Source organism: Agreia sp., assembly GCF_964263775.1.
Lineage (GTDB): Bacteria > Actinomycetota > Actinomycetes > Actinomycetales > Microbacteriaceae > Agreia.
The window spans coordinates 1-25,302 of the sequence record NZ_CAXVWM010000015.1; the positions used below are offsets into that span (position 1 = coordinate 1).

At 67.6% G+C, this 25,302-nt stretch carries 22 protein-coding genes and 1 tRNA gene; 16 read left to right on the forward strand and 7 right to left on the reverse strand.

Annotation, left to right across the window (positions count from 1 at the left end; genetic code table 11):
* Nucleotides 1–490: 490 nt before the first annotated feature.
* Complete coding sequence (locus ACE5CZ_RS01575; RefSeq protein WP_374945605.1) at nucleotides 491–1,030, forward strand: pentapeptide repeat-containing protein; 540 nt, start codon at nucleotides 491–493, stop codon at nucleotides 1,028–1,030.
* A gap of 22 nt (nucleotides 1,031–1,052) precedes the next feature.
* On the opposite strand, the gene ACE5CZ_RS01580 is transcribed toward ACE5CZ_RS01575, so the two are convergent.
* Genes ACE5CZ_RS01580 through ACE5CZ_RS01590 form a run of 3 tightly spaced genes read right to left on the reverse strand, consistent with a single transcriptional unit; the run spans nucleotide 1,053 to nucleotide 4,223 of the window.
* Entirely contained in the window at nucleotides 1,053–2,120 is a 1,068-nt protein-coding gene (locus ACE5CZ_RS01580; RefSeq protein ID WP_374945636.1) for a YeiH family protein, read from the reverse strand.
* A complete protein-coding gene (locus ACE5CZ_RS01585) occupies nucleotides 2,117–3,760 on the reverse strand; it encodes a dolichyl-phosphate-mannose--protein mannosyltransferase (RefSeq protein WP_374945606.1) in 1,644 nt (547 codons plus the stop codon). The genes ACE5CZ_RS01580 and ACE5CZ_RS01585 overlap by 4 nt, the downstream gene beginning before the upstream one ends.
* A gap of 37 nt (nucleotides 3,761–3,797) precedes the next feature.
* Complete coding sequence (locus ACE5CZ_RS01590) at nucleotides 3,798–4,223, reverse strand: GtrA family protein (RefSeq protein ID WP_374945607.1); 426 nt, start codon at nucleotides 4,221–4,223, stop codon at nucleotides 3,798–3,800.
* 76 nt (nucleotides 4,224–4,299) lie between these two features.
* Between ACE5CZ_RS01590 and rsmI the strand changes: the two genes are divergently transcribed.
* From rsmI to ACE5CZ_RS01640, 10 genes are all read left to right on the forward strand, one after another.
* Complete coding sequence (gene rsmI, locus ACE5CZ_RS01595) at nucleotides 4,300–5,160, forward strand: 16S rRNA (cytidine(1402)-2'-O)-methyltransferase (protein ID WP_374945608.1); 861 nt, start codon at nucleotides 4,300–4,302, stop codon at nucleotides 5,158–5,160.
* Nucleotides 5,161–5,208: 48 nt separating this feature from the next.
* Nucleotides 5,209–6,786: a methionine--tRNA ligase gene (gene metG / locus ACE5CZ_RS01600; RefSeq protein WP_374945609.1), complete on the forward strand. Its 1,578-nt coding sequence runs from the start codon at nucleotides 5,209–5,211 to the stop codon at nucleotides 6,784–6,786.
* A 2-nt stretch (nucleotides 6,787–6,788) separates the two neighbouring features.
* Complete coding sequence (locus ACE5CZ_RS01605) at nucleotides 6,789–7,688, forward strand: TatD family hydrolase (RefSeq protein ID WP_374945610.1); 900 nt, start codon at nucleotides 6,789–6,791, stop codon at nucleotides 7,686–7,688.
* Nucleotides 7,685–8,566, forward strand: coding sequence for a 16S rRNA (adenine(1518)-N(6)/adenine(1519)-N(6))-dimethyltransferase RsmA (gene rsmA, locus ACE5CZ_RS01610; RefSeq protein WP_374945611.1), 882 nt, complete (start codon nucleotides 7,685–7,687; stop codon nucleotides 8,564–8,566). Before ACE5CZ_RS01605 ends, rsmA begins: the two co-directional genes overlap by 4 nt.
* A 97-nt stretch (nucleotides 8,567–8,663) precedes the next feature.
* Complete coding sequence (locus ACE5CZ_RS01615; RefSeq protein ID WP_374945612.1) at nucleotides 8,664–9,710, forward strand: BMP family ABC transporter substrate-binding protein; 1,047 nt, start codon at nucleotides 8,664–8,666, stop codon at nucleotides 9,708–9,710.
* Entirely contained in the window at nucleotides 9,707–11,254 is a 1,548-nt protein-coding gene (locus ACE5CZ_RS01620; protein WP_374945613.1) for an ABC transporter ATP-binding protein, read from the forward strand. Before ACE5CZ_RS01615 ends, ACE5CZ_RS01620 begins: the two co-directional genes overlap by 4 nt.
* Nucleotides 11,251–12,291 (forward strand): ABC transporter permease, encoded by a 1,041-nt coding sequence (locus ACE5CZ_RS01625; protein WP_374945614.1) that lies wholly within the window; start codon nucleotides 11,251–11,253, stop codon nucleotides 12,289–12,291. Before ACE5CZ_RS01620 ends, ACE5CZ_RS01625 begins: the two co-directional genes overlap by 4 nt.
* Nucleotides 12,291–13,211, forward strand: a complete 921-nt coding sequence (locus tag ACE5CZ_RS01630) for an ABC transporter permease (protein ID WP_374945615.1) — start codon at nucleotides 12,291–12,293, stop codon at nucleotides 13,209–13,211. The genes ACE5CZ_RS01625 and ACE5CZ_RS01630 overlap by 1 nt, the downstream gene beginning before the upstream one ends.
* Complete coding sequence (locus ACE5CZ_RS01635; RefSeq protein ID WP_374945616.1) at nucleotides 13,208–14,197, forward strand: nucleoside hydrolase; 990 nt, start codon at nucleotides 13,208–13,210, stop codon at nucleotides 14,195–14,197. The genes ACE5CZ_RS01630 and ACE5CZ_RS01635 overlap by 4 nt, the downstream gene beginning before the upstream one ends.
* 57 nt (nucleotides 14,198–14,254) lie before the next feature.
* Entirely contained in the window at nucleotides 14,255–15,190 is a 936-nt protein-coding gene (locus ACE5CZ_RS01640; RefSeq protein WP_374945617.1) for a 4-(cytidine 5'-diphospho)-2-C-methyl-D-erythritol kinase, read from the forward strand.
* 174 nt (nucleotides 15,191–15,364) lie between these two features.
* Here ACE5CZ_RS01640 and ACE5CZ_RS01645 read toward each other — a convergent pair whose 3' ends face one another.
* Nucleotides 15,365–15,904, reverse strand: a complete 540-nt coding sequence (locus ACE5CZ_RS01645) for an adenine phosphoribosyltransferase (protein ID WP_374945618.1) — start codon at nucleotides 15,902–15,904, stop codon at nucleotides 15,365–15,367.
* A gap of 70 nt (nucleotides 15,905–15,974) precedes the next feature.
* On the opposite strand from ACE5CZ_RS01645, the gene ACE5CZ_RS01650 reads away from it, so the two are divergent.
* Genes ACE5CZ_RS01650 through argG form a run of 3 tightly spaced genes read left to right on the forward strand, consistent with a single transcriptional unit; the run spans nucleotide 15,975 to nucleotide 20,622 of the window.
* A complete protein-coding gene (locus ACE5CZ_RS01650) occupies nucleotides 15,975–17,327 on the forward strand; it encodes a M20/M25/M40 family metallo-hydrolase (RefSeq protein WP_374945619.1) in 1,353 nt (450 codons plus the stop codon).
* Nucleotides 17,328–17,366: 39 nt separating this feature from the next.
* A complete protein-coding gene (locus ACE5CZ_RS01655; RefSeq protein WP_374945620.1) occupies nucleotides 17,367–19,163 on the forward strand; it encodes an ABC-F family ATP-binding cassette domain-containing protein in 1,797 nt (598 codons plus the stop codon).
* 19 nt (nucleotides 19,164–19,182) lie between these two features.
* A complete protein-coding gene (gene argG / locus ACE5CZ_RS01660; RefSeq protein ID WP_374945621.1) occupies nucleotides 19,183–20,622 on the forward strand; it encodes an argininosuccinate synthase in 1,440 nt (479 codons plus the stop codon).
* Between the two features lie 47 nt (nucleotides 20,623–20,669).
* Here argG and ACE5CZ_RS01665 read toward each other — a convergent pair whose 3' ends face one another.
* Together ACE5CZ_RS01665 and ACE5CZ_RS01670 are read right to left on the reverse strand one after the other, a co-directional pair.
* The gene (locus tag ACE5CZ_RS01665; protein WP_374945622.1) at nucleotides 20,670–21,893 is read right to left on the reverse strand and encodes a hypothetical protein; all 1,224 of its coding nucleotides are present in this window, start codon (nucleotides 21,891–21,893) and stop codon (nucleotides 20,670–20,672) included.
* Nucleotides 21,894–22,394 carry a MarR family winged helix-turn-helix transcriptional regulator gene (locus ACE5CZ_RS01670; protein WP_374945623.1) on the reverse strand — a complete coding sequence of 167 codons (501 nt, stop codon included), beginning with the start codon at nucleotides 22,392–22,394 and terminating at the stop codon, nucleotides 21,894–21,896.
* A gap of 82 nt (nucleotides 22,395–22,476) precedes the next feature.
* Between ACE5CZ_RS01670 and ACE5CZ_RS01675 the strand changes: the two genes are divergently transcribed.
* A tRNA-Gln gene (locus ACE5CZ_RS01675) sits at nucleotides 22,477–22,548 on the forward strand.
* Nucleotides 22,549–22,560: 12 nt separating this feature from the next.
* On the opposite strand, the gene ACE5CZ_RS01680 is transcribed toward ACE5CZ_RS01675, so the two are convergent.
* The gene (locus ACE5CZ_RS01680) at nucleotides 22,561–22,875 is read right to left on the reverse strand and encodes a hypothetical protein (RefSeq protein ID WP_374945624.1); all 315 of its coding nucleotides are present in this window, start codon (nucleotides 22,873–22,875) and stop codon (nucleotides 22,561–22,563) included.
* A 278-nt stretch (nucleotides 22,876–23,153) separates the two neighbouring features.
* On the opposite strand from ACE5CZ_RS01680, the gene ACE5CZ_RS01685 reads away from it, so the two are divergent.
* A complete protein-coding gene (locus ACE5CZ_RS01685; protein ID WP_374945625.1) occupies nucleotides 23,154–25,217 on the forward strand; it encodes a hypothetical protein in 2,064 nt (687 codons plus the stop codon).
* Nucleotides 25,218–25,302: the final 85 nt, after the last annotated feature.

Consider the following 25,302-nt stretch of genomic DNA (forward strand, 5'->3'; position numbering starts at 1 on the left):
CGTTACCCTGACATCAGTGAAACTTTCTTTCTCTCTGTGACCCAGAGTCCATTCAGCGACACCCGTTCGCTCCTCCAATAGGGGCGGTGATTTCGTGTGCCCGAAAAGGGGAGCTCCTGACGGAGTTCCCCTAAACCCGGGCCCCCTTCCGAAACCACCGTAGAAAGACCTTTCACTCATGACGTTCACCGACTCGTTCGACCTACCCCCCGACGACCGCTCAGCCCTGCGTGCGAATTGCGCTGACTGCTTCGCTCTCTGCTGCACAGCCTTCGGCTTTCAGAAATCTGCCGACTTTGCGATCGACAAGCCGTCGGGTACACCCTGCGTGAATCTCACCGATGAATTTTCCTGCTCCATCCACGACTCTCTGCGGCCACGAGGCTTTCGCGGGTGCACCGTATTCGATTGCTTCGGCGCAGGCCAATACGTGTCTCGCACTCTCTTCGGCGCAACAAGCTGGAGGGAACGCCCCGATACGAGCGCAGACATGTTCAGTGCATTCGCCGTCGTGCGGCAGTTGCACGAGATGCTCTGGTATCTCGTCGAAGCCGCCGAACGGGCTACCACCTCAGAGCTTTCAGAGCCGGTGAACCAGCTCCGAGACGAAATCCTGCAGACGCTCGCCCACGATGCGTCAGAGATCATCACGTCTGATGTCGAGCACATTCGCGCAGCGGTGCGGCAGGTGTTGATCGAGGTGAGCGACGAGGCGCGGGGCGGCTATGCCGCTGCCGAAGCCGACATGAGCGACCTGCGTCCGTCGGCCGACCTGGTCGGTCGCGACCTGCGATCGATTCGACTGTGCGGCGCCGATCTCCGCGGCGCCTACCTCATCGCCGCGGATCTTCGACAGAGCGATCTCGCGGGTGTCGACCTTCTCGGTGCAGATCTTCGGGACGCCCGGCTCGACGGAGCAGATCTTTCGAATGCGCTGTTTCTCACACAATTGCAAGTCGATGCGGCTCAGGGCGACAACGCAACCCTCCTACCGGCTGCCCTCAGCCGACCACGCCACTGGATCGCCTGAACGCTCGACGCAATCGGCCAAATCACTGCCGTTGCACCGCCACTGCGCTGAGGTCGGCGGTCACCCAGACCGTGATGACCGACAGTGCGGCGATGAAGATCCACGAGCCTAGGCCCACGATCAGGGCCTGCCAGCCCGTGCGTGCCAATTCTCTGAACCGGATGCCCGTGCCGAGCGCGAAGAGCGCCGTGGCGAGAAGGGCCGTCTGCAGCACGTCGGCCACCTCGAGCACCTCGTCGGACACGGGAACGAACGTGCGCACCAGCACAGCAGCGAGAAAGCCGAGAACGAACAGCGGCACGATCGGCGGTCGTTTCGTCGGACGTGCGTCGGCGGCGTCGGTCGAACCGGATGCCGCGTCGAAAGCGACGGTGCGGCGTCGCTCGACGGCGCCCACGATCGCCACCATCGGGGCGAGCGTGAGAACGCGGGTGAGCTTCACCACGACCGCGGCGGCCAGGGCGACCGGCCCGGCGATCTGGGCGGTCGTGACGACCTGGCCCACGTCGTGCACGCTGAGGCCGACCCAGGTTCCGAACTCGGTCGCATCGAATCCGAGCGGGATGCGGGCGAGGGGGAGCAGCACGATCGCGAGGGTGCCGCAGAGCGTGACGAGTGCGATCGGCGTCGCGCTCTCCGAGTCTTTCGCACGCGTGACCGCGCTCATGGCCCCCACCGCGGAGGCGCCGCAGATCGAGAATCCCGCGGCGATGAGCAGCGGCTGGTAGCCGGGCAGGCCGAGCATCCGGCCGAGCAGCAGCGTGACGCCGAACGTGAGCACGACCACGAGCACGATCGCGATGATCGTGACGAGGCCGAGGCCGGCGATGTCGACGAGGCTGAGCTTGAGGCCGAGCAGAACGATGCCGATTCGCAGGAGACGCCGCGCCGAGAGCGAGAGCCCGGCCTTCATCGGGCCGTCGAGCGGGGGTCGCAGGGCCGGAAGCTGCGCCACGATCATGCCGAGCGCGACCGAGGCCGTGAGCAGTGGAATGGCGGGAACGGCGAGGTGGAGTAAGAACGCGACGAACGCCGCGCTTGCCGCGACGAGCATGCCCGGAAGCCAGGCCGGAAGACCCCCGCGAGTCATCGCCAGGTCGGCAGCCAGTAGTGCAGCGACAGAAGCCAGCCAGGAATCGACTGCGCTGTCCACACGGGATAGAAGAAGGCGGTCACGACCGAGCAGATCGCCAGGAACGCGATGACGGCTCGCACGCCGCCCACACGCATCCATCGAGGATCGGTGCGTCTGCCCAGCGCCAGGCCGATCACGAAGACCAGTCCGAGAATCAGGTAGGGCTCGAAGGCGATCGTGTAGAACTGGTAGATCGTGCGGTTGAGGTACATCAGCCACGGCAGGTAGCCGGCGACCATGCCCATGAGGATGAAGCCCACGACCCACTCGCGCGTGCGGATCAGGCGGTACACGAGGTAGAGCAGCGCGGCCGTTGCCGCCCACCAGATGACGGGGTTGGCGATCGAGGTGATGTTCTCGTAGCAGGTGTCAGCGCCGCAGCCACCCTGGCCGCCCTCGATGGTGCGGATGTACATCTGCGTGGGCCGGATGAGGAACAGCCAGGTGAGCGGGTTCGCCTGGTAGGGATGCGGCGTGTGCTCGTTGACGTGGTAGTTGTACACCGCGGCCTCGAGGTGCCAGAAGTTCTGCGCCCAGTGGGGAACCCAGGCGAGCGGGCCGGTCCAGTATTCGCCCGAGGCCTGCACCCACTGCCGGTACATTCCGCCCGAGGTGAGAAACCATCCCGACCACGTCGAGAGGTAGACGATGATGGCGATCGGCACGGTGAGCACGAACGTGACGGGGCCCTGCTTGAGGATCGCACCCGCGGCCCACAGGGGCAGGCCTGCACGACGGCGCGCGAGGGCGTCGACGACGATGAGGTAGACGGCGAAGGCCGCGAGAAAGTAGAGCCCCGACCACTTCACGCTCGACGCGAGCCCGAACAGGATACCCGCGGCCAGCACCCACGGGCGCCACCAGATCGCGGGGCCCCACTTCGGAACCCGGCCGCGTTTCTGGGCGGCCATCAGCTTTACATCGAGACGGCGGCTGTGCCACTCCCGATCCATCAGTACTGCGCCGACCCCGGCGAGGGCGATGAGGGCGAAGATGCCGTCGAGCAGGGCGACCCGGCTCATGACGATGGCGTGGCCGTCGATGGCGATGAGGAACCCGGCAACGGTCGCGAGAAAGGTGGAGCGGAACAGCTTCTTCGCGATGAGCGTGGTCAGCAGAACGAGCAGGATTCCGCAGACCGCGACGGAGATGCGCCAGCCGACGCTCGAGTCGGCGCCGAAGACCGCCAGCCCCATAGCGATCACCCATTTGCCCAGCGGGGGATGCACGGCGAATGACCCCTGCTGCAGGAAGCCGTCTGTGTCGCCGGCGTTGAAGGCCTCGTCGGCGTCGGGCGGCCAGGTCGACTCGTAGCCGTTGCGCAGAGTCGTGTAGGCGTCTTTGACGTAGAACGTCTCGTCGAACACGAGCGAGTGCGGATGCCCCAGGTTGACCAGGCGCAGGATGGCGCCCAGCAGGGTGACCGCTATCGGCCCGCCCCACGCCCAGAGGCGTTGGCGACCGGGGGTGGAGAGCACGCGAGCCCACCAGTCGTCGAGCCGAGAGCCGGTCGGCTCGGGTTCTGCCTCGGCCTGCGACTCGGTCTGCACCGCGACCATCTCGTCGACATCGATCGGGGTGCGGGGGTCGGTCACCTGCCCAATCGTAGGTGTCTCGGCAGACACCGGCCAATCATGCGTCGGGGCCACTGGTCGCGCGGAAGACCCAGAAGCGCATCGCGAGATAGATTCCGGTCGCGACGACGACGATGGCGCCCAGCTGCACGACGAGCGCGTTGAAGCCGATCAGCTCGACGAAGAAGGCGAGGATCGCGACGTTCAGGGCGTAGCCGACGGCGTTCACCACGACGAACCTCACAACGGAACGCCTCGCGCTGCCCGAGTGACGAAACGTGAAGGACCGATTGGCCAGGTAGCTGATGACCATGCCTGTCGCGTAGGTGATCGTGGCCGCCGCGATCGGCGGCATTCCTGCAAGGGTCAGGGCGGCGAAGATGCCATACGACAGCAGGTTGTTCAGGCCTCCGATCACCCCGAAGCGCAGCAGGGGACTGTGCCACAGGGTTCCGACGAGGGAGCGTCGATCCGATTTCATCATCCGTGCCTTTCGTCTCGCCGCGGCCCGATGCTACCCGACCGGCGTGCGAGGCGTCGCCGCTCGATACGCTGGAACGATGATCATTCTTGCGGGCACGCCCATCGGCAATCTCAAGGATGCGTCGCTGCGACTGATCGAGACCCTCGAGGCCTGCGAGCTGATCGCCGCCGAAGACACGAGGGTGGCCATCAAGCTGCTCCGCGCGCTCAAGCTGCAGAACAGGCCGCGCCTCGTCGCCCTGCACGACCACAATGAGCGGGAGAAGGCGGCGGAGCTGGTGGAATTCGCGCGCACGGCCGACCTGGTGGTGATGAGCGACGCGGGAATGCCGACCGTCTCCGATCCGGGATTCCACCTCGTGGCCGCAGCCGTGGCCGCGGGCGTGGAAGTGACGGCCATTCCCGGGCCTTCGGCTGTGTTGACCGCGCTCGCGGTGTCGGGACTTGCGACCGATCGCTTCACGTTCGAGGGGTTCCTGCCGCGCAAGCAGGGCGAGAGGCTGCAGACCCTCGGCGCGCTGGTGCGCGAACAGCGCACCATGGTGTTCTTCGAGTCGCCTAACCGCATAGGCGCAGCCCTCTCCGACATCGCCACGGCCCTCGGCGCGAACCGCCGCGTGGCGGTGGCGCGGGAACTCACCAAGCTGTACGAGCAGGTGAAGCGCGGCACGGCATCAGAACTCGCCGAGTGGGCGAACGAGGGCGTCAAGGGCGAGATCGTGATCGTGATCGCCGGGGCGCAGCCACTCGAGGTCGATCTGGCGACCGGCGTGGAGCAGGTGCTCGAGCTCGTCGCCGACGGCACTCGGCTGAAGGACGCATCGGCCGCGATCGCCGAGGCGACCGGTCTGTCGCGACGAGATCTCTACGAGGCGGCGCTGGCCCAGCGCACGGGCCGCACCCCCGCGAACGAGCAGGCGCAGCTGCCCCTGCTGTAGGGCGTAACAGGGGAGGTGCGCTCCAGCCGCGCCTTTATGATGGTGAGCATGTCCGACGGCTCCTCGTTTTATATCACCACGCCTATTTTCTATGTGAATGACGTGCCTCACATCGGGCACGCCTATACAGAGGTGGCCGCCGATGTGCTGGCGCGCTGGCACAGGCAGGCAGGTGACGACACCTGGTTCCTGACCGGAACCGACGAGCACGGTCAGAAGATTTTGCGCACGGCCACAGCCAACGGCGTCACGCCCAAGGAGTGGGCCGACCGCCTGGTCGACAGCGCGTGGCAGCCCCTGCTCAAGACGATCGACATCTCGAACGACGACTTCATCCGCACGACGGAGGAGCGTCACGAGGTCAACGTGCAGCTCTTTCTGCAGCGGCTCTTCGATGCCGGGTACATCTACACCGGCGAATACGAGGGCTACTACTGCGTGGGCTGCGAGGAGTACAAGGCCGACAGCGACCTCGTCGACGGCACCGGAGCCTACGAGGGCCAGATGGTCTGCGCGATCCATTCGAAGCCCGTCGAGCTGCTGAAAGAGCGCAACTACTTCTTTCGCATGAGCGACTTCAGCCAGCGGCTACTCGACCTCTACGAGGAGAACCCGAACTTCATCCAGCCCGAGAGCGTGCGCAACGAGATCGTGTCGTTCGTGCGCCGCGGCCTCACCGACCTCTCTATCTCGCGCCAGACGTTCGACTGGGGCATCAAGGTTCCGTGGGACGATTCCCACGTCGTCTACGTGTGGTTCGACGCGCTGCTCAACTACATCACGGCGGCGGGCTACGGCTACGACGACGAGGCGTTCGCGAGGCGTTGGCCCGCCACGCATATCGTCGGAAAGGACATCGCCCGCTTTCACGCCGTCATCTGGCCGGCGATGCTCATGGCCGCGGGGCTCGAGGTTCCGAAGCAGGTCTTCGGCCACGGCTGGCTGCTCGTCGGCGGCGAGAAGATGTCGAAGTCGAAGCTCACCGGCATCGCGCCGAACCAGATCACCGACACGTTCGGCTCCGACGCGTTCCGCTACTACTTTCTGCGCGCGATCAACTTCGGTCAAGACGGCTCGTTCAGTTGGGAAGACCTGTCGGCCCGCTACCAGGCCGAGCTCGCCAACGGCTTCGGCAACCTCGCCTCGCGCGTGATCGCCATGGTCACCCGCTACGTCGACGGCGTCATTCCCTCGGCCGGGGTTCTGGATGCGGCGGACACCGCGATCCGCGACACCGAGCTGCGGGTGACGGCCGCGGCCGACGAGGCCATCTCGCGACTCGCCATCCACGAGGCCATCGCCTCGATCTGGCAACTCGTCGACGAGCTCAACGGCTACATCACACTGCAGGAGCCCTGGAAGCTGTCGAAAGACCCGGCGAAGAGGGAACGCCTCGGTACGGTGCTGAATACGGCCGTGCGGGGAATCGGAACGCTCGCCGTGCTTCTCTCACCCGTCATTCCGGTGGCCTCGGCCAAACTGTGGACCGCGCTGTCGGGAGACGGCGTCGTCGCCGACGTGCCGATCAGGCAGGCGTCCGAGTGGACCGGGGGCCCGTCGGTTCACCCGCTCGAGCCTCTTTTTCCTCGCATCGAGGTCACCGAGACCGACGGGTCGGCCGCGTAACCGTGCCCACCGACCACAGCTACCCGCCGCTGCCCGAGCCCCTCGTGGTGGGCGTGTACGACAACCACACCCACCTCGACCCACCACCCCCTTCGACAGGCTCAGGGAACGAGGTGGGTGAGGGGCCGGAACGCGAACAGCTCGACTACCTCGAGCAGCTCGACCGGGCGTCGAGCGTCGGCGTTCGGGGAGTCGTGCAGGTCGGCGGCGACGTCGAATCCAGCATCTGGTCGGCCGAGCAGGCGGCGCGCGAGCCGCGCATGCTGGCGGCCGTCGCCATCCACCCGAATGAGGCGCCGCGGCTCGACGCGGCGGGCGAGCTCGACGACGCGCTCGCCGTGATCGCCGAGCTGGCGACGCGTCCGCGCGTGCGGGCCGTCGGCGAGACCGGGCTCGACCTCTTTCGCACGGGCGAAGACGGTCGCGCGGCCCAGTTGCGCTCGTTCGAGGCGCACATCGAGATCGCCAAAGAGAACGGCCTCGCACTGCAGATCCACGATCGCGACGCGCACGACGTCGTGATCGAGACGTTGCTGCGGGTCGGGGCTCCCGAGCGCACCGTGTTCCACTGCTACTCGGGCGACGGCGCGATGGCCCGCATCTGCGCCGACAACGGATGGTACATGTCGTTCGCCGGAACGGTCACGTTCAAGAACGCCGAGAATCTTCGCGATGCTCTCGAGGTGGCTCCGCGCCGGCTGCTGCTGGTCGAGACGGATGCGCCATACCTCACCCCGACACCGTTGCGCGGGCGACCCAACGCTCCCTACCTGCTGCCGTACACGCTGCGGTTCATGGCGGCCCACCTCGGCACCGACGTGTCGATGCTGGCCGCCCAGATCACCTCGAACACCGAACTCGTCTACGGTACCTGGGATTCCGAGCCGGTGACAGCCGAGTGACCTCGCTTTCTGAGTCCGGCGAAGGGCAGGCCGACTCGAAGCTGCTCGGGCCGGCCGAGATCCGCGACCTGGCGGAGCTGCTCGACCTGACCCCCACGAAGAAGCTCGGGCAGAACTTCGTGATCGACGGCAACACCGTGCGGCGCATCGTGCGCGTCGCCGGGGTGCAGGAGGGGGAGACCGTCGTCGAGGTCGGGCCCGGCCTCGGGTCGCTGACCCTCGGCATCCTTGAGGCCGGAGCCGCGGTCGTGGCCGTCGAGATCGACAAGCGGCTCGCCGCCCAGCTGCCCGACACCGTTCGTGCGCTGCAGCCGGATGCCCGCCTGACGGTCGTGCGCGACGATGCCATGAGCATCCAGAGCCTGCCGGATGCGCCGGTGCGCCTCGTCGCCAACCTGCCGTACAACGTGTCGGTGCCCGTGCTGCTGCACTTTCTCGAGCACTTTCCGTCTATTCGATCGGGCGTTGTCATGGTGCAGGCCGAGGTCGGGCACAGGCTCGCGGCAGTGCCCGGATCGAAGATCTATGGCGGCCCGAGCGTGAAGGCCGCCTGGTACGGCGACTGGAAGACGAGCGGCACCGTCAGCCGGCAGGTGTTCTGGCCTGTTCCGAACGTCGACTCCGTTCTCGTCTCGTTCGAGCGGCACGAGGCCCTACCCGACACGGAAGAGGTGCGCGTGCGCACCTTCGAGGTGGTCGACGCTGCGTTCCAGCAGCGCCGCAAGATGCTGCGCCAGTCGCTCATTCCCGTCTTCGGTGACACCCAGCACGCCCAAGAGGTGCTCGAGCGCGCCGGCGTCGAGCCCACGATGCGCGGCGAAGCGTTGACCATGGCCGATTTTCACCGCATCGGGCGTGCCTCGGCCGAAGGCGCCTGAACTCGTTACCGTGTGTGACGAGGAAGTGAATTGACCGCCGGGTCGCTTGCTAGCGTGGGGAGGCACCCCCTCCCCGACAGCAACCCTGGAGACATCCATGTTCACTCTCACCCGGCGCCTCGGCGTCGTCGCCATCACGGTCGCGCTCGTCGCGGGCGTCTCCGCGTGCTCGTCGTCTTCCGACTCCGGCTCGTCCGACGACGCGTCGGGTGACAAGTCGATCATCCTCATCACGCCGACCGCCGTCGGCTCGAACAACTTTCTGAAGCTCGCCGTCGAGGGTGCAGAGGCCGCGGGCAAGGCGAACGACGCCACCGTCGACATCTACGAGAGCAAAGACCCGGCGTCGATCCAGCAGAACATCGACGAGGCCGTTCGCGCCGCGCCCGACGTGATCATCGGGGTCTCGTTCAGCGTGCTCGACCAGGTCACGGCCGCCGCGGCCGACAATCCCGACCAGGAGTTCTTGCTGATCGACACGTCGGCCGAGAAGCCCACCGACAACCTCACCGCCGCCGTGTTCAAGGAATACGAGGCGAACTACCTGATCGGCGTCGAGGCGGGCCTGCTCACCGAGTCCGACAGCATCGGTGCGATCGGCGCACTCGACACCCCGTTCATCCACCGCTGGATCGACCCGTTCTTCGCGGGTGCCACGAGCGTGAACCCCGAGGTCAGGACGACCCAGCAGTACGTGGGCGGCGACAACCCCTTCGGTGATCAGGCCCGCGCCAAGGCTCAGGCTCAGATCATCGCCGACTCGGGCGCCGACTACGTGAACGCCGCCGCCTCGGCCGGAAACCTCGGGGTGTTCGAGGCTGCAGCCGCGGGCAGCTTCAAGGCCTTCGGCGTCGACTCCAACCAGTGCCTCGAGTCGCCCGGAAACGTCGTCGACAACTCGATCAAGCGGGTCGACATCGCTGTCGAGAACGCGGTGAAGGACATCTTCGCGGGCAACGGCGGCGGCTTCAAGTCGTACGGCCTGGCCGAGGGCGGAGTGGGCGTCACGGGCCTCGAAGACGATGTTGCGTCGTCGAAGTGCCTCATCGCCGAGCACCCCGATGTGATCGAGAAGGTCGCCGAAGTGCGCGACCAGATCGTCTCGGGAGAGATCACCGTCGAGGACCCCCTCACCGCCGGATGAGCACTGCCGCAGTAGAACTGAGAGCGATCAGCAAGAGGTTCGGTGCCGTCGTGGCGAACGACGGCATCGACCTCGTGCTGGCCCGGGGCGCCGTGCATGCCGTGATGGGCGAGAACGGTGCGGGCAAGTCGACCCTGATGTCGATCCTGTTCGGTCTCGTGCGCCCGGATTCGGGCGAGATCGTCGTCGACGGCGAGGCGCGCTCCTTCGAGAGTCCGCTCGACGCGATCGCCGCGGGGCTCGGAATGGTGCACCAGCACTTTCGGCTCTTCGACTCGATGACCGTGGCTGAGAACGTGGTCTTCGGCGCCGAGCCGACCCGCGGCGGTCGTATCGATCGCGCCGCGGCTAACTCGCGGGTGCGCGGCCTGGCCGAGCGCTACGGCCTCGACACGGATCCGCAGGCCCGGGTCGGGGACCTGTCGGCCGGAGCCCGGCAGCGCGTCGAGATACTCAAGGCCCTGCATCGCGACGCTCGAATCCTCATCCTCGACGAGCCGACGGCAGTGCTCACGCCCTCAGAGGTCACGTCGCTGTTCACCGTGATCAGGCGGGCGGCGGGGTCTGGCACGACCGTGGTTCTCGTCACCCACAAGATTCAGGAAGTGCTCGACGTGTCGAGCGAGGTCACCGTGCTGCGCGACGGCCGGGTCTCGGGTCGTTTCGTCACGGCCGACACCACCTCGGCCGAGCTGGTGCATGCCATGACCGGCCGCGAGGTCGAGGTCGTCGCCAACCCCGGAACGGGAACCCTCGGCGAGACAGTCCTCGAGGTCGAGGGGGTGTCGGTGACGGATGCGCGGATCGAGCGGGTCTCGAACGTCTCGCTCTCGGTGCGCGGGGGCGAGATCGTCGGCATCGCCGGAGTGTCGGGCAACGGCCAGCACGACCTCGTGGCCGCCATCCTCGGCACGACCCCCGTCTCGGCCGGGCGCATCCGGCTCGGCGATCACGACGTGACGGGTGCCTCTGTCGCCGCCCGTCGAGCCACGGGGCTCGCCGTGATTCCCGAAGACAGGCGCGGAGAGGGAAGCGCGGTCACCATGTCGATCACCGAGAACCTCTCGCTCGGCCACCACAGGCAGCCGCCGATCGGTCGGGCGATGGGCTTCGGCACGGGCTGGATGTCGCTGGTCGCCGCCCGCGCACGTGCGCGCGAGCAGATCGCGTCGTACGACATCCGCACCTCGACCGAGAAGCAGCCGGTCGGGTCGCTCTCGGGCGGAAACGCGCAGAAGGTCGTCATCGCCCGCGAGCTTTCGTTCGATGCGCCGCTGCTCATCGCCGAGCAGCCCACCCAGGGCGTCGACGTGGGGGCCATCGAGGCCATCCACGGGCGCCTGCTCGACTACCGGGCGTCTGGCCGTGGAATCCTGCTCGTCTCGCACGAGATCTCGGAACTGCTGGCTCTCGCCGACCGGGTGCTCGTGATGTTCGCCGGCGAGATCGTGGCCGAGTTCGACCGGTCGCAGGCGAGCGCCGAGCGCATCGGTGCGGCCATGGCCGGAGCGGCCGCCGCGGCCGGCGAGGGGTGGACCGCATGATCGCGCGCCTGACCCGTCATCCCGCCGTCGTTCCCATCGGGGCCGTGGTGCTCGCAATCCTCATCGGGGCCGTCGTCATCCTGGCGGCAGGGCTCAATCCGCTCGACGCCTACGCGGCCGTTCTGCGGGGCTCGCTCGACGTGCGCAACCTCGACTACACGTTCTCGGTGTGGGGCTTCATCTGCGGCATGGGCCTGGTCGCGGCCATCCCGTTGCGCATGGGCGAATTCAACCTCGGCGGAAACGGCCAGCTCGTGCTGGGCGGCATCACCGCCTATGTGGTGGCCAGTCAGCTCGGCCTGCCCGGAATCGTGGCCGTGCCGCTCGCCCTGATCGCGGCGATGTTCGTGAGCGGCGGCTTCGCGGCCGTGTCTGCGCCGCTGTCCACACGCTTCGGAATCCCGATCATCATCTCGACCCTATTGCTCTCGCCGGTGGCCGTGGCCGTGGCGTCGTACCTCGTGCGCTTTCCTCTCGCGGAGAAAGGATCGGGCAACGCGCAGACCCCGGTGCTGCCGGAGGATGCGCACATCTGGAGCCTCGGCGACCTGCGCTACACGAGCGTCGGGCTGCTGCTCATCATCGCCGTCATGGTGATCTTCTACGTGGTCGATTCGCGCTCGGCCGTGGGCTTCGAGGTGCGCGTCGTGGGGGCGAACCGCCGCTTCGGCGAGTACGCGGGCCTCAAGCCGGGCCGTCTCGCGCTCGGAGCGATGGGTTCTGCGGGTGCCGTGGCTGGCCTCGTCGGCGCGATCATCGTGCTCTCGTCTCCGTACCGTTTCATCGATGGCGCACTGATCTCGCCCGGCTACACGTTTGCGGGTCTCGCCGCGGCACTCCTCGCCGGGGGCCGGCCCGCCCTCGTTCCGGTCACCGCAATCCTCTTCACGATCCTTCAGGTGGGCGGCGCGAGCATGGAGCGCACGGCCGACGTTCCCCGCCAACTCTCCGACGTGCTCCAGGGAGTGGTCATCGTGATCCTCGCCCTGCGCGTGGTTCTCGACCGCCGCCGGGCCGGCGCAGCAAAGGACAGCTGATGAGCATCTTCGAGTGGAGCTTCGTCGCCGCCGTGCTGACCGGTGCGACGCCCATTCTGTTCGCCGCCCTCGCCGGGGCCCTGTGCGCGCAGGCCGGCGTGTTCAACATCGCGCTCGAGGGCCAGATGCTCTGGGGCGCGTTCGCCGCGGTCGCGGGCAGCTACTACACCGGCAACGCCTGGGCGGGCGTGCTCGTCGCGGTGATCTCGACGGCGCTCTACTCGGTGATCCTCGCCGTGGGGGCCGCGCGCTGGAAGGCCGACCCGATCATCATCGCGATCGGCACCAACCTGCTCTCGCTCGGCCTCACGGGCTTTCTGCTGCGGGTGCTCTTCGACACGTCGGGATCGTTCGCGCCGCAGGGCCTGAAGGGCATCGGCACGATGCCCTTCCTCGCCGGAATCCCCGTGATCGGTGACATCCTCGCGGGCCAGTCCGTTCTGGTGCCGCTGGCGTTCGTGCTCATCATCGCGGCGGGCCTGTGGCTGCGATTCACACCCGGCGGCCTGCGCCTACGTGGCGTGGGCGAGCATCCGGATGCCGCGGCCACGCTGGGCATCGGCGTCGCCCGGTACCAGACGTGGGTCACCATCCTCGGAGGCGGACTCTGCGGACTGGCCGGAGCCCAGCTGTCGCTCGGCAACGTGACCCTGTTCACCGAGAACATGACGGCCGGACGCGGCTGGATCGCCGTCGCCGCAGTGATCCTCGTGGCGAACAGGGCCTTCTGGTTGCCCGTGGCCTGCCTCGGATTCGGCGCGGCCGAGGCATTAGGCTTCCGGCTGCAGGGTATCGGCGCGCCGCAGCAGCTCACCGACGCCGCGCCCTACGCCATTACCCTCGTCGTTCTCGTCATCATGCGCATCGCCGTGACACGACGCCGCACGCACACCCTCATCGCTCAGGAGACCCACGCATGACCGAAGCCTCGCGGCGCGACGTTCGCCACATCATCGTCGACACAGACACGGGCATCGACGACGCCCTCGCGCTTCTCTACCTCGCGGGCCGCGACGACGCCGAGATCTCCGCGATCACCAGCGTCTACGGCAACACGCCCGTGGAGGACGCGGTCGCGAACATCGCCCGGGTGTTGAGGACCGCCGGGCTGGAAGACACGTTGGTCGCGCGGGGAGCAGCAGGTCCCATCAACGGCGAGCCGCGCATCGCGGGCCACGTGCACGGCGGCGACGGCCTCGGCGATCTCTACGGCGAGAAGCTCGTGCCCCGCAACCTGTCTCCCCTGTCGTCGGCCGAGCTGCTCGTCGAGCTCGCCCGCTCCCGCCCGGGCTACTACGACCTGCTGCCGATCGGACCGCTCACGAATGTGGGGCTCGCGCTCGAGATCGAACCCGAGTTGCTGACCCTGTTCCGCTCGACGGTGATCATGGGCGGCTCCGGCCCGTTCCCGCCGCTCGGCACCGTGCAGATTGTCGACGCGAACATCCACAACGACGCAGCCGCCGCCGCCCTGGTATTCGCGGCTCCCCGTACGAACCTCGTGATGGTCGGGGTGAACGTGACCGCCGGTACGATCGTCGATGAGGCGGCCGTGCAGGCGCTGCACCGCGCGGGAACCGAATGGGGCACGTTCTCGGCCGACATTCTCGAGGCCTACATGGACTTCTACCAGTTCTCATGGGGACGCAGGGTCTCGCCCGCGCACGACGGACTGGCGGCCGCGCTCCTCGTGCAGCCCGAATGGATCACTTCGTCGCTGACAGGGCCCGTCAACATCACGACCGACGGCTTCGCCACCCGCGCGCACCTCGTGCGAACCCACGAGGGCCTGCCCGTGAGTTGGCCGATCACACCGGCCCCCGACACCCGGGTCGTGCTCGATGTCGACAGGCAGGCGTTCCTCGCCGACTTCGTCTCGGTGCTGGCCGGGCTCGGTCGGGCGTAGTCGATCGTCGGTGTGCTCCGGTCGGATCGGCCTGCCGGTTGCAGATAGGTTGTGTGCATGGTCACTCAGAGGGCACTGTCGACAGTGCACGTTCGGGCGCCGGGAAAGATCAACGTCTTTCTGAAAGTCGGGGCGGTGATGGATGACGGATACCACGACGTGGCCACGGCCTACCAGGCCGTCTCGCTCTATGAGAATGTGCGGGCGACGATCTCGGACGACTTCTCGGTCGCCTTCGGTGGCAGCATCGACTGCTCGGGCCTCGAGGTCGATGGCACGAACCTCGCCATTCGCGCGGCGCGCATGCTGGCGCGCACAGCCGGCTACCGCGGGGGCGTGCACCTCGAGATCGAAAAAAATGTTCCCATAGCCGGCGGCATGGGCGGGGGATCGGCCGATGCGGCGGCAACCCTCGTGGCGTGCGACACCCTCTGGGGCACAGACATCGGTCGAGAGGAGCTCCTCGCGCTCGCGTCACGCCTCGGAGCCGACGTTCCCTTCGCCCTCACGGGCGGAACCGCGATCGGAACGGGACGCGGCGACCAGCTGAGCCCGGCGCTCGCCAAGGGCTCCTTCCACTGGGTGCTGGTGCTCGCCGACTTCGGATCGAGCACTCCCGAGGTCTATCGCGAACTCGACCGGCACCGCGATCGGCACGCGCAAGACATCTTTCCTGCGCAGACGCAGCCGACCGTCGACACGACCGTGCTGCAGGCGCTGCGCTCGGGCGACGCCCTCGTGCTCGCCGACGCCCTGTACAACGACCTGCAGGCTCCGGCGCTGCATCTGAACCCGGCGCTGACCGGCATCCTCGAGCTCGGTGAGGAGAACGGTGCGCTCGCGGGAATCGTCTCAGGATCCGGACCGACCGTCGCTTTTCTCGCCGAGAACCTCGACTCCGCGCTCGAGCTGCAGATCGCACTGAGCGCCGCGCGGCACCGGGTGGTTCGTGTCACCGGACCGGTGCACGGCGCCCGCGTCGTGGGCGACTGAGTTCCTGAGCTGATCGAGTAGCGGGCGAGGAACGAGTCCGCGCCACACGAACACGGTTCACTTCTTGAGTGGCGCCGATACGCCCACCCGGTGCGTCGGGATGGGCACGACGACGCTACGGGACGGCTCACCTTGGTGATCTGCTCAGAAGCGCGACCCAGGTGGGCGCGCGGGCTACGACGCCGGGTAGATGCTGAGCTCGAAGACGGTGTGTTCAGGCAGCGCCGCGCGTCCGCCCAGGCCCTCGAGACCGATGACGACCCCGATGCCGGCGACGATCCAGCCGGCGCGCTCGGCGAGTCTCACCACGGCCGCGAGTGTGCCTCCGGTTGCCAGGAGATCATCGAGGATGACGACGCGCGATCCGCGCGGAATCACATTCGGCTGCACTTGCAGCGTGGCGGTGCCGTACTCGAGCGCGTAGTCCTCGCTCAGCAGTTCGCCGGGCAGCTTGCCGGCCTTGCGCACCGACACCATGCCCACGCCGCGGGCGTAGGCCATGGCCGCGGCGATGCCGAATCCGCGTGCCTCGATGCCGAGCACGGCATCCACCTGGCCCCAGTCGTGGGAGGCGAACGCGTCGACGACGGAGGCGAAGGCTTCGCCGTTCGCGTACACCGACGTCACGTCGCGAAAGAGGATGCCCTCGCTCGGAAAGTCTTCGACCGTGAGCAGGTGGGCGTCGATGAGTTCGGCTGTCGTTTCGTCGGGCATGCATTCACGCTACCGGCGCGCGGGGCGCCCCACGACGAGACGCGTGTCGCGGGGGCGATAAGTTGGAGTGATGACAGACTCCCCAGCTCTCGGCGACGAGGCGCTCGCACTGCTGCGTGAGCTCATCCGCAGTGCGTGCGTCAACGACGGAACCTACGCATCGGGCCAGGAGGTCAGGAACACCGACGTGCTGCGCCGCTTCTTCGAGGGCGTCGACGTCGATCCCGTCGTCATCGAATCGGCTCCCGGTCGGGCGACCCTGGTCGTGCGCATCCCCGGCACCGACCCGACAGCCCCCTCGCTGGCCCTGGTCGGCCACATCGACGTCGTGCCGGTGATGCACGGCGGCTGGAGCCACGACCCGTTCGCCGCAGACATCGTGGGCGACGAACTCTACGGCCGCGGCACCCTCGACATGCTCTATCTGACCGCCGCGTACGCGGCGGCGACCCGAGCCGTCGCATCCGAGAAGCGTGCGTTGCGCGGCGACCTCGTCTTCGTGGCGGTGGCCGACGAAGAGGGCGGCAGCCGCCTCGGCATCGAGTGGCTGATGCAGCACCACCCCGACCTCATCGATGCCGATTACGTGCTCACGGAATCGGGCGGCGTGCCCGTGGGCGGATCCACCGGCATCCCGCACTCCGTGACGGTCACCGTGGGCGAGAAAGGGCTGGCCCGTCGTCGACTGCTGATCCGCGGCATCCCCGGACATGGCTCGGCACCGTGGGGATCGTCGAACGCCGGTGTCATCGCGGCCGAGGCCGTGATGCGGTTGACCCGCTTCGCGCCGCGCGCCGTCATCGGCGAGTACTGGCCGCGCTACGTCGACGCGCTCGACCTCGACGCCGACGTGTCGCGTCGCCTCACCTCGGTGGCCGAGATCCTCGGTGCCCTTCCGGCGCTCGGCGAGCTGGCGGGCTACGCGCACGCCACGACGCACACGACCATCTCGCCCAACGTGATCCGCGCCGGCGACGCGATCAATGTCATCCCGGGCGAAGCCAGCATCGACCTCGACATCAGGCAGCTGCCCGGCATCTCTCCTGAGGCAGTCGACGCCTACGTCACGGCCGCGCTCGGCGACCTGATGGAGCACATCGAGATCGTCGACGTCGTGGGTGCATCGTTCAGCCCCGCCAACGTGTCGCCCACGAACACGCCGCTGTTCGAGGTGCTCGCCGCCGTCATCGACGAGGCGTATCCCGGGGCGGCGCCGCTGCCGATCATCGCGGCCGGCGGATCCGATGCCCGCTTCTACCGGGCGAAGGGTCGGCGTGCCTACGGTTTCTCGGTGCTGTCGAGACGATGGGACTACGGCCGGTTCCGGCACCTCATCCACGGCAACGACGAGCACATAGATCTCGAATCGGTCACGCTCACGGCGCGCGCCCTCGACTCGGTCGTCAGGCGTTTTCTGGGCTGACCGCACGGGCGGTTCCCCGTTCGCGGGTACCCTCGACAGGTGGCCCATCTACTGGGAGCGGAATCGCTCCATCTCGAATATCCGACGCGTGTCATCTTCGACTCCGTGACCATCGGTCTCAACGAGGGCGACCGCGTGGGAATCGTGGGTCGCAACGGAGACGGCAAGTCGACGCTGCTCCGGCTGCTCGCCGGCCGGATCGAACCCGACGGCGGACGAGTCACGCGCCGCAACGGAGTGACCCTCGCCATGCTCGATCAGTCAGACGACCTCGACGGCGAGCTGACGGTCAAAGAGACCATCGTCGGCGACATCGACGAGCATCTCTGGGCCGGTGATCCCATCATCCGCGACGTGATCTCGGGACTGGCGTCAGACATCCCGTGGGACGTGCTCGTGTCGAGCCTCTCGGGTGGGCAGCGCCGACGCATCGCACTGGCGAAGCTGCTCATAGGCGACCACGACGTGATTTTTCTCGACGAGCCCACCAACCACCTCGACGTCGAGGGCATCGCGTGGCTCGCGCAGCACCTGCGCAAACGCTGGGCCACGAACTCCGGCGGACTCATGGTCGTCACTCACGACCGGTGGTTCCTCGATGAGATCTGCACCGCCACCTGGGAGGTGCACGACCGGCTGATCGAACCCTTCGAGGGCGGGTACGCGGCGTACATCCTGCAGCGCGTCGAGCGCGACCGCATGGCCGCCACCAGTGAGGCCAAGCGCCAGAACCTCATGAAGAAAGAGCTCGCCTGGTTGCGCCGCGGCGCCCCGGCCCGCACGGCCAAACCCAAATTCCGCATCGACGCGGCCAACGCCCTCATCGAAGACGAGCCCCCGGTGCGCGACAAGGTGTCTCTCGCCGCGATGGCCATGCAGCGACTCGGCAAAGACGTGGTCGACCTCGAGAACATCTCGGTTCAGTACGACTTCGGCAAGAAGGTGCTGCATGACGTGACCTGGCGCATCGCGCCCGGCGAGCGCACCGGCATCCTGGGTGTCAACGGCGCCGGCAAGAGCACGCTGCTCAGCCTGGTCTCGGGAACCCTGCTGCCCACCTCGGGGAAGGTCAAGCGCGGCAAGACCATCAAGGTGGCGACGCTCACGCAGCAACTCTTCGAACTCGAAGACATCTGGAACGACCGGGTCAGCGAGGTGATCGGCAGGCAGAAGAGCTCATACGTCTCGGGCGGAAAGGAGATGACGCCGGGGCAGCTGCTCGAGCGCGTGGGCTTCACCAGCGCCCAGCTGTCGACCCCAGTGAAAGACCTCTCGGGTGGCCAGAAGCGACGACTGCAACTGCTGCTCATCATTCTCGACGAGCCCAATGTGCTCATTCTCGACGAGCCCACCAACGACCTCGACACCGATATGCTCGCGGCGATCGAAGACCTGCTCGACTCCTACGCGGGAACGCTTCTGGTCGTGAGCCACGATCGCTATCTGCTCGAGCGCGTCACAGACAATCAGTACGCCGTCATGAACGGCGGCTTCACGCACCTTCCGCGTGGGGTCGACCAATACCTCGAATTGCGCCTCGCGCAGCAGAAGGAGCAGGCGCGCATCGCCGCGGGCGGACCCGCAGACGCGCCTGCCAAGAAGACCGGGCTTCAGGGTGCCGAGTTGCGCAGCGCCCAGAAGGAGCTGGCGGCGGCCGGCCGCAAGATGGAGAAGCTCGGCACCCAGATCGCCGAGATGGACGTCGCGTTCGCCAAGCACGACCAGAACGACTACTCCGGCCTCGGCGAGCTGCAGACGAAAGTCCAGGGTCTTCGCGACCAGATGGACACGGTCGAATTGCGCTGGCTCGAGCTGACGGAACTTCTCGAGGGCTGACCTCTCCTAGGATTGACCTGTGTCTAAAGTCTTGAGCAGTCTCCCGGTCGGCGAACGAGTCGGCATCGCATTCTCCGGCGGTCTCGATACCTCCGTCGCCGTCGCGTGGATGCGCGAGAAGGGTGCCGTTCCGTGCACCTACACGGCCGACATCGGGCAGTACGACGAGCCCGAGATCGACCGCGTTCCGGCCCGTGCCCTCGAGTACGGCGCCGAGCTGGCGCGCATCGTCGATGCCAAGTCGGCGCTGGTCGAAGAGGGCCTCACGGCGCTCGCGTGCGGCGCCTTCCACATCCGCTCGGGCGGCCGCACCTACTTCAACACGACGCCGCTGGGCCGCGCCGTCACCGGCACCCTGCTCGTGCGTGCCATGAAAGAAGACGGCGTCGACATCTGGGGCGACGGCTCCACCTACAAGGGCAACGACATCGAGCGGTTCTATCGCTACGGCCTGCTCGCCAACCCGCGCCTGCGCATCTACAAGCCCTGGCTCGACTCCGACTTCGTCGGCGAACTCGGCGGCCGCACCGAGATGAGCGAGTGGCTCGTCGCCCGAGGCTTCCCCTACCGCGACTCGGTCGAGAAGGCCTACAGCACCGACGCCAACATCTGGGGCGCCACCCACGAGGCCAAGCGGCTCGAAGAACTCAGCGCCAACATCGAGATCGTCGAGCCCATCATGGGTGTCGCCTTCTGGCGCGACGACGTCGAGATCGCCTCCGAAATCGTCACCCTGCGCTTCGACGCCGGTCGCCCGGTCGCCATCAACGGCGTCGAGTTCTCTGACCCCGTAGCTCTCGTTCTCGAGGCGAACGCCATCGGCGGGCGGCACGGACTCGGCATGAGCGACCAGATCGAGAACCGCATCATCGAAGCCAAGAGCCGCGGCATCTACGAGGCTCCGGGCATGGCACTGCTGCACATCGCCTACGAGCGCCTGCTCAACGCAGTGCACAACGAAGACACCATCGCGAGCTACCACTCCGAGGGCCGCCGCCTCGGCCGCCTGATGTACGAGGGCCGCTGGCTCGACCCGCAGGCGCTCATGCTGCGCGAATCCATTCAGCGCTGGGTCGGCTCGGCCGTCACGGGCGAGGTCACCGTGCGGCTGCGGCGCGGCGACGACTACACGATCCTCGACACCACGGGCCCCAGCCTCAGCTACCACCCCGACAAGTTGTCGATGGAACGCGTCGGCGACGCCGCCTTCGGACCCGACGACCGTATCGGCCAGCTCACGATGCGCAACCTCGACATCGCGGATTCGCGTGCGCGGCTCGAGCAGTACGCTGCCGCCGGCATCGTGGGCGGCGCGACGGCCGAGCTCGTCGGGCAACTCGAACAGGGCGAATCCTCTGAGATCTTCGATGCCGCCGAGCAGTCCGACGGCGACGAGGCCCTCGACCGCGCCACGGACCTCGCGTCCGAGGGCGCGGCGTTCGACTCGGGAACCGACTAGCTCCGCTACGGCGCGTCAGGGCGTAGCTACGGCGCGTCAGTGCGTTGTTACGGCGTCAGCGCGAAGACGGTCGCGCAGCCGAGCGGTTCGTTGCTCGACGACGTTCCTTCGAGGTTCAGTGCCACCACGCACACGCGGATGAGGCCCTGGGCCTCGAGCGCGGTTCCCCCGCTGAAGCCGTGATCGCGGCCCGCGAGCGAGCTCACAGACAGCGCGCCCCCTGACGTCGAGGCGGCCTTGACCGTCGTCGTGGCGATTCGGCCGGCCGCATCCGTCACCGTGATTCGCACCGAATTGGATGCCCGCACCGAGCTGGGATCGACCGCCCAGCCCTCGGCGATGATTCGGCCGCGCACGACCGAGACGCTCTCGAGCGCGCCCTGCGTCATCGAGGGTGCGGTGGGGTCACCGAACCACTCGGAGTAGAAGCGCCAGAAATTGAGGTTGCCGAAGGCGCCGCACGCGTCGTCTGTGCTGCCCGCGATGACCGCCGGGTTCGGCTGGTAGGGCGTGTAGTAGTAGAGCGCCGCGGTGGCGAGATTCTTCAGCGTCACGGCGCCGTCGCCGCACGAGCGTTCGGGGTTGTAGGCGATCGGGCTCGGCTCGCCGATTGGCCGACTCGTGAAGAATTCGCTCGTTCCAGGAGGGTTCGCGTAGCGCTTGAGCTGCCACGCCGCCCAGTAGACCTGGTTGTAGAAGCCCGAGTACTCCACATCGCAGGCCGCCGTGTCGGGGCACGCGTAGCCCGTGGCGAACGAGAAGTCACCGGCGCTCGGCGCGGTGTCGCGCACCAGCGACTGCTCTTTCTGCAGCAGCACCAGAAGCGCCTTCTGGCTGATGCCGCAGGCGAGGCCGACCCTCGCGATGATCTCGGCACCGGTCTCCGACTCGCGTCCCCGGTAGGCATTGCAGACGTCGTCGCCAGGCCGCGTGACCGTCTTCTGCGTGTAGTCGGCGAGACAGACCACGCCCGAAGCGCAGGCCGGAACCTGATCGTCGAGAAAGGCCTGCACCTCGTCGGCATCGAGCGCGCCGCCGTCGTAGAAGAGCTCGTCGGAGATGATGAAACCCGCATCGAACTCCGGGGGAGTCACGGCCTCGACCAGCCGCGCCGCTGTGTCGGCGAAGACCGCGACGGGCGTCGGGGCGCTGGATGCGGCATCCGCCCGCGCACTGGCCGGGTCGGCGTGGCCGACACCCATCGAGAGAAGGGTGAGGGTCAGGAGGGCAGACGCGAGCACGCCGAAACGACGAAGAATAGGGCGAACCACCTAGTCGAAGTCGACGCTGAGTTTGCGCAGGAGCGAGGCGATGCGCTCCTGATCGGACCTGGTGAGGTTGCGGAGCAGTTCACCCTCGGCCGTTAGCAGGGCGTCGACGGCGCCGTCGACGCGCTCGCGGCCCTCGTCGGTCATCGACACGAGGATTCCCCGGCCGTCGTGTGGATCGCTCCGACGCTCGACCAGGCCGCGCCGTGACATCCGATCGATGCGGTTGGTCATGGTGCCCGACGAGACGAGGGTCTGCTCGAGTAATGCCTTGGGGCTGAGCTGGTGGGGCTCGCCGGCGCGGCGTAGCGCGGAGAGCACGTCGAACTCCCACGATTCGAGGTCACTGGTGGCGAAGGCCGTGCGCCTGGTGCGCTCGAGATGTCTCGACAACCGCCAGACGCGAGAAAGCACTTTCATCGGCGCGAAGTCGAGGTCGGGTCGCTCGCGCTCCCACGCGTCGACGATCCCGTCGACGGAATCTCGGGGAATCGCATCTGGCACGCCTCCATTATGGTTTGCCGGTGACTGCAGCATGCTCCGTGTCTGGCAGAATTGCAGAATGCGTGCTGTTCACAGCGCGCGGTCCGCCTTGGTGTAATGGCAGCACGACAGCCTTTGGAGCTGTTAGGTCTAGGTTCGAATCCTGGAGGCGGAGCCGCAGTCGTGTCTACGTTGCTTGCGCGATGTGGATGAGTCGAGCCGGTTCCGCGCGCCGGATGACCCGTGCGCGTCCCGGGATCGCCGGGGACGAGAAGATGCTGATCGCGGCCGGCGAATCGATGAAGGCCGGTTCCATCGTGTCCTGGCGCAGTCGAATGGGCACGCGGACAGGCTCGTCGAACTCGTCCGGCAACTCTGCGGGGAAGAGGCTGGCGGGCAGGAGGCGGATGGGGGTGGCCAAGGGTCCGCTCCAGGATGCCGCCGCGCGAGTCGCCAGGGCGGTGAGCGCGTCGACGGTCTGCTCATACGCGATTGGGCCCACATATCGCCGATCGCTCAGCCCGAGCGGCTCGCTAAGCCGATCGCGAACGCGGGCGGCGAGAATTGCGCAATGAGGTCCAGATCGGCGCACTTTCCGTGCGCCTTTGCGCTTGCGAGGGATGTGTGCCGATCTGGTCACCACGAAAACCCGAACGAGCCGACCTTCGATCGGGGTGACAGTGCTTTCAACTGCGTCATGCGCTTTCCTGGGTCACTGATAATCTTCTTCTCACGAATGGCCACGCCGAGATCTGCTGCGCCTGGCACGAAAGGTACCCCGTGAAACTCTCCACCACGAAGGCCGCATCGCCACAGGATCGCTCGTCGCGACGAGCCTGGTTGATCGGCGCCTGCGCGACTGCCGTGGTCGCCGGTTCAATGCTCTCCGTAGCTCCAGCCGCACTAGCCGCCGACCCGCCGGGCTCTGTCGTGCTGCAGTCAACGGGGGCGGTGCAGACGGTGACGGTTCCCGCCGGAGTGACCTCAGTTGGCGTGCAGCTCGCCGGCGGCGGGGGCGGGTCAGGCGTCGGGGGATTCCAAGACGGCGGAGCCGGGGGAAAGGGCGCGGTGCTGAGCGGGTACCTGACCGTCACTCCGGGGACCGTCCTCGATGTCTATGTCGGCGGGCAGGGCGGCCACTACGGTACCAACCCCGACAACGCCCACGGCGGCTGGGGTGGGCCGGCATCCGGCGGTTCTGTCGAGAACCCCGCTCAGTCGCAGGACGCGACCGGCGGGGGCGGCGGCGGTGCGACGACGCTGTTGGTGGGTGGAGACGTGATCGGAACAGCCGGAGGTGGCGGCGGTGGCGCCGGATCGAACAACTTCGCTGGTGGCGCGGGCGGCGACGCCGGCGACCCGGCACACGACGGCTTTCACGGTGGCGGCCCCAGCGGCACCGACGGATACGGCCTCGGCGGCCACGCCGGCAAAGCTCCCTCAAGCGAAGGCCTGCCCGGAGGGTGTGGCTCTTGCGGCAATGACGGTTTCGGAGACGGCTACGGCGGGGGTGGTGGCGGCGGCACGATCGGTGGAGAAGGCGGCCATGGCGGAACTGCCTCCGGCGGCGGCGGCGGCGCAGGAACGTCCTCCGCGAGCGCTGCGCTCGCCAACGCGTCCGTCACCACGATGGCGACGCTCGACTCCGGCTACGCATCCTTCGACTGGGTGCTGGATGAGGCGCCTACCGTTGCGGGTGACGTAGTCCTCCAGGCGACCGGCGCCTCGCAATCGGTGACGGTGCCCGACGGCGCGACCGCCATGTCCGTCACGGTCGCCGGTGGAGCCGGCGGTGACTCGTCGCACACCACGGGCGGGGGCGGCGACGATGCCTCGGGCGGAAAAGGCGCCTCGGTCACGGGCACGATCGCAGTTGCTCCCGGTGCCGTCATCACCGTCGACGTCGGCGGCGAGGGAGGGCACTACGGCACCAGCACGAATGGCAACGCAGGAGGATGGGGTGCGAGTATGCCCGGAGGCGAGAGCCAGGTGACCACCGACGACCTCGGCAAGAAGTACGGCGGAGGCGGCGGTGGCGGAGCGTCCAGCGTCTCGGTGGCGGGCAGGGTCCTGATCGTGGCCGGCGGCGGCGGCGGGGCCGGATCGGCATGGGGCGCCTACACGGGCGGTGCGGGAGGTGATGCCGGTGTGACCGCAGGTGACGGCTATCGGGGCAAGTGTGCCGAAGACGAGTACGGTGTCGGCGGACACGGCGCGGACGCCCCGACCGGGGCCGGCACGAAGGGTGGCATGAAGTCGGGCATCAATCAGCCGTCGGCCGGCGGTGGTGGCGGCGGGTCCACAGGGGGTGAGGGCGGGCACGGCGGCTCCGCGTGCTCCGGCGGCGGAGGCGCGGGCGAGACGCTCGTGCAGTCGTTTTCCGTAAGCAACGTCACTGTGGGCACGTCAGTCGAGCAGACGGCGGGCGTGGTGGGAATCACCTGGCACACAGGTGCCACCCTCGTCGTCACACCGTCCGCCACGTCGATCGAGGCCGGTGGCATGGTCACGTTCACCGGGCGCCTCGTCGGCGCAGACGGCACCGAGCTTGGTGAGGCCGCATCGCTCGCGTTGAGTTCAGCGGAGGAATCCGATGTCTTCGGACAGGCATCCGCAGTGCTCACCCGGCCGGGATCGCGGCCCATCATCGTAAGGGTTCCCGGATCCGCCCTGCAGGCGACGGTCATAATCGAGGTTCGGGGCGCCACGCCGACGACGCTCGCCAACACGGGAATTGACGTCGCAGGTCTGCCCGCGGCGGGCGTAGCGGTCATTCTTATCGGGTTGGGGTTCGTCGGTGTACGACTCATGATCGCTGCGAAGTCGAGGCGCCGACACTCTTGAGCCCCGCAGATGAGGTGCGTCGGAGTCAGACGGAACTGCGCTAGCCGATGTCGGCCTCCCTGCGCAGCAGGCTCCGGGCTGGCAC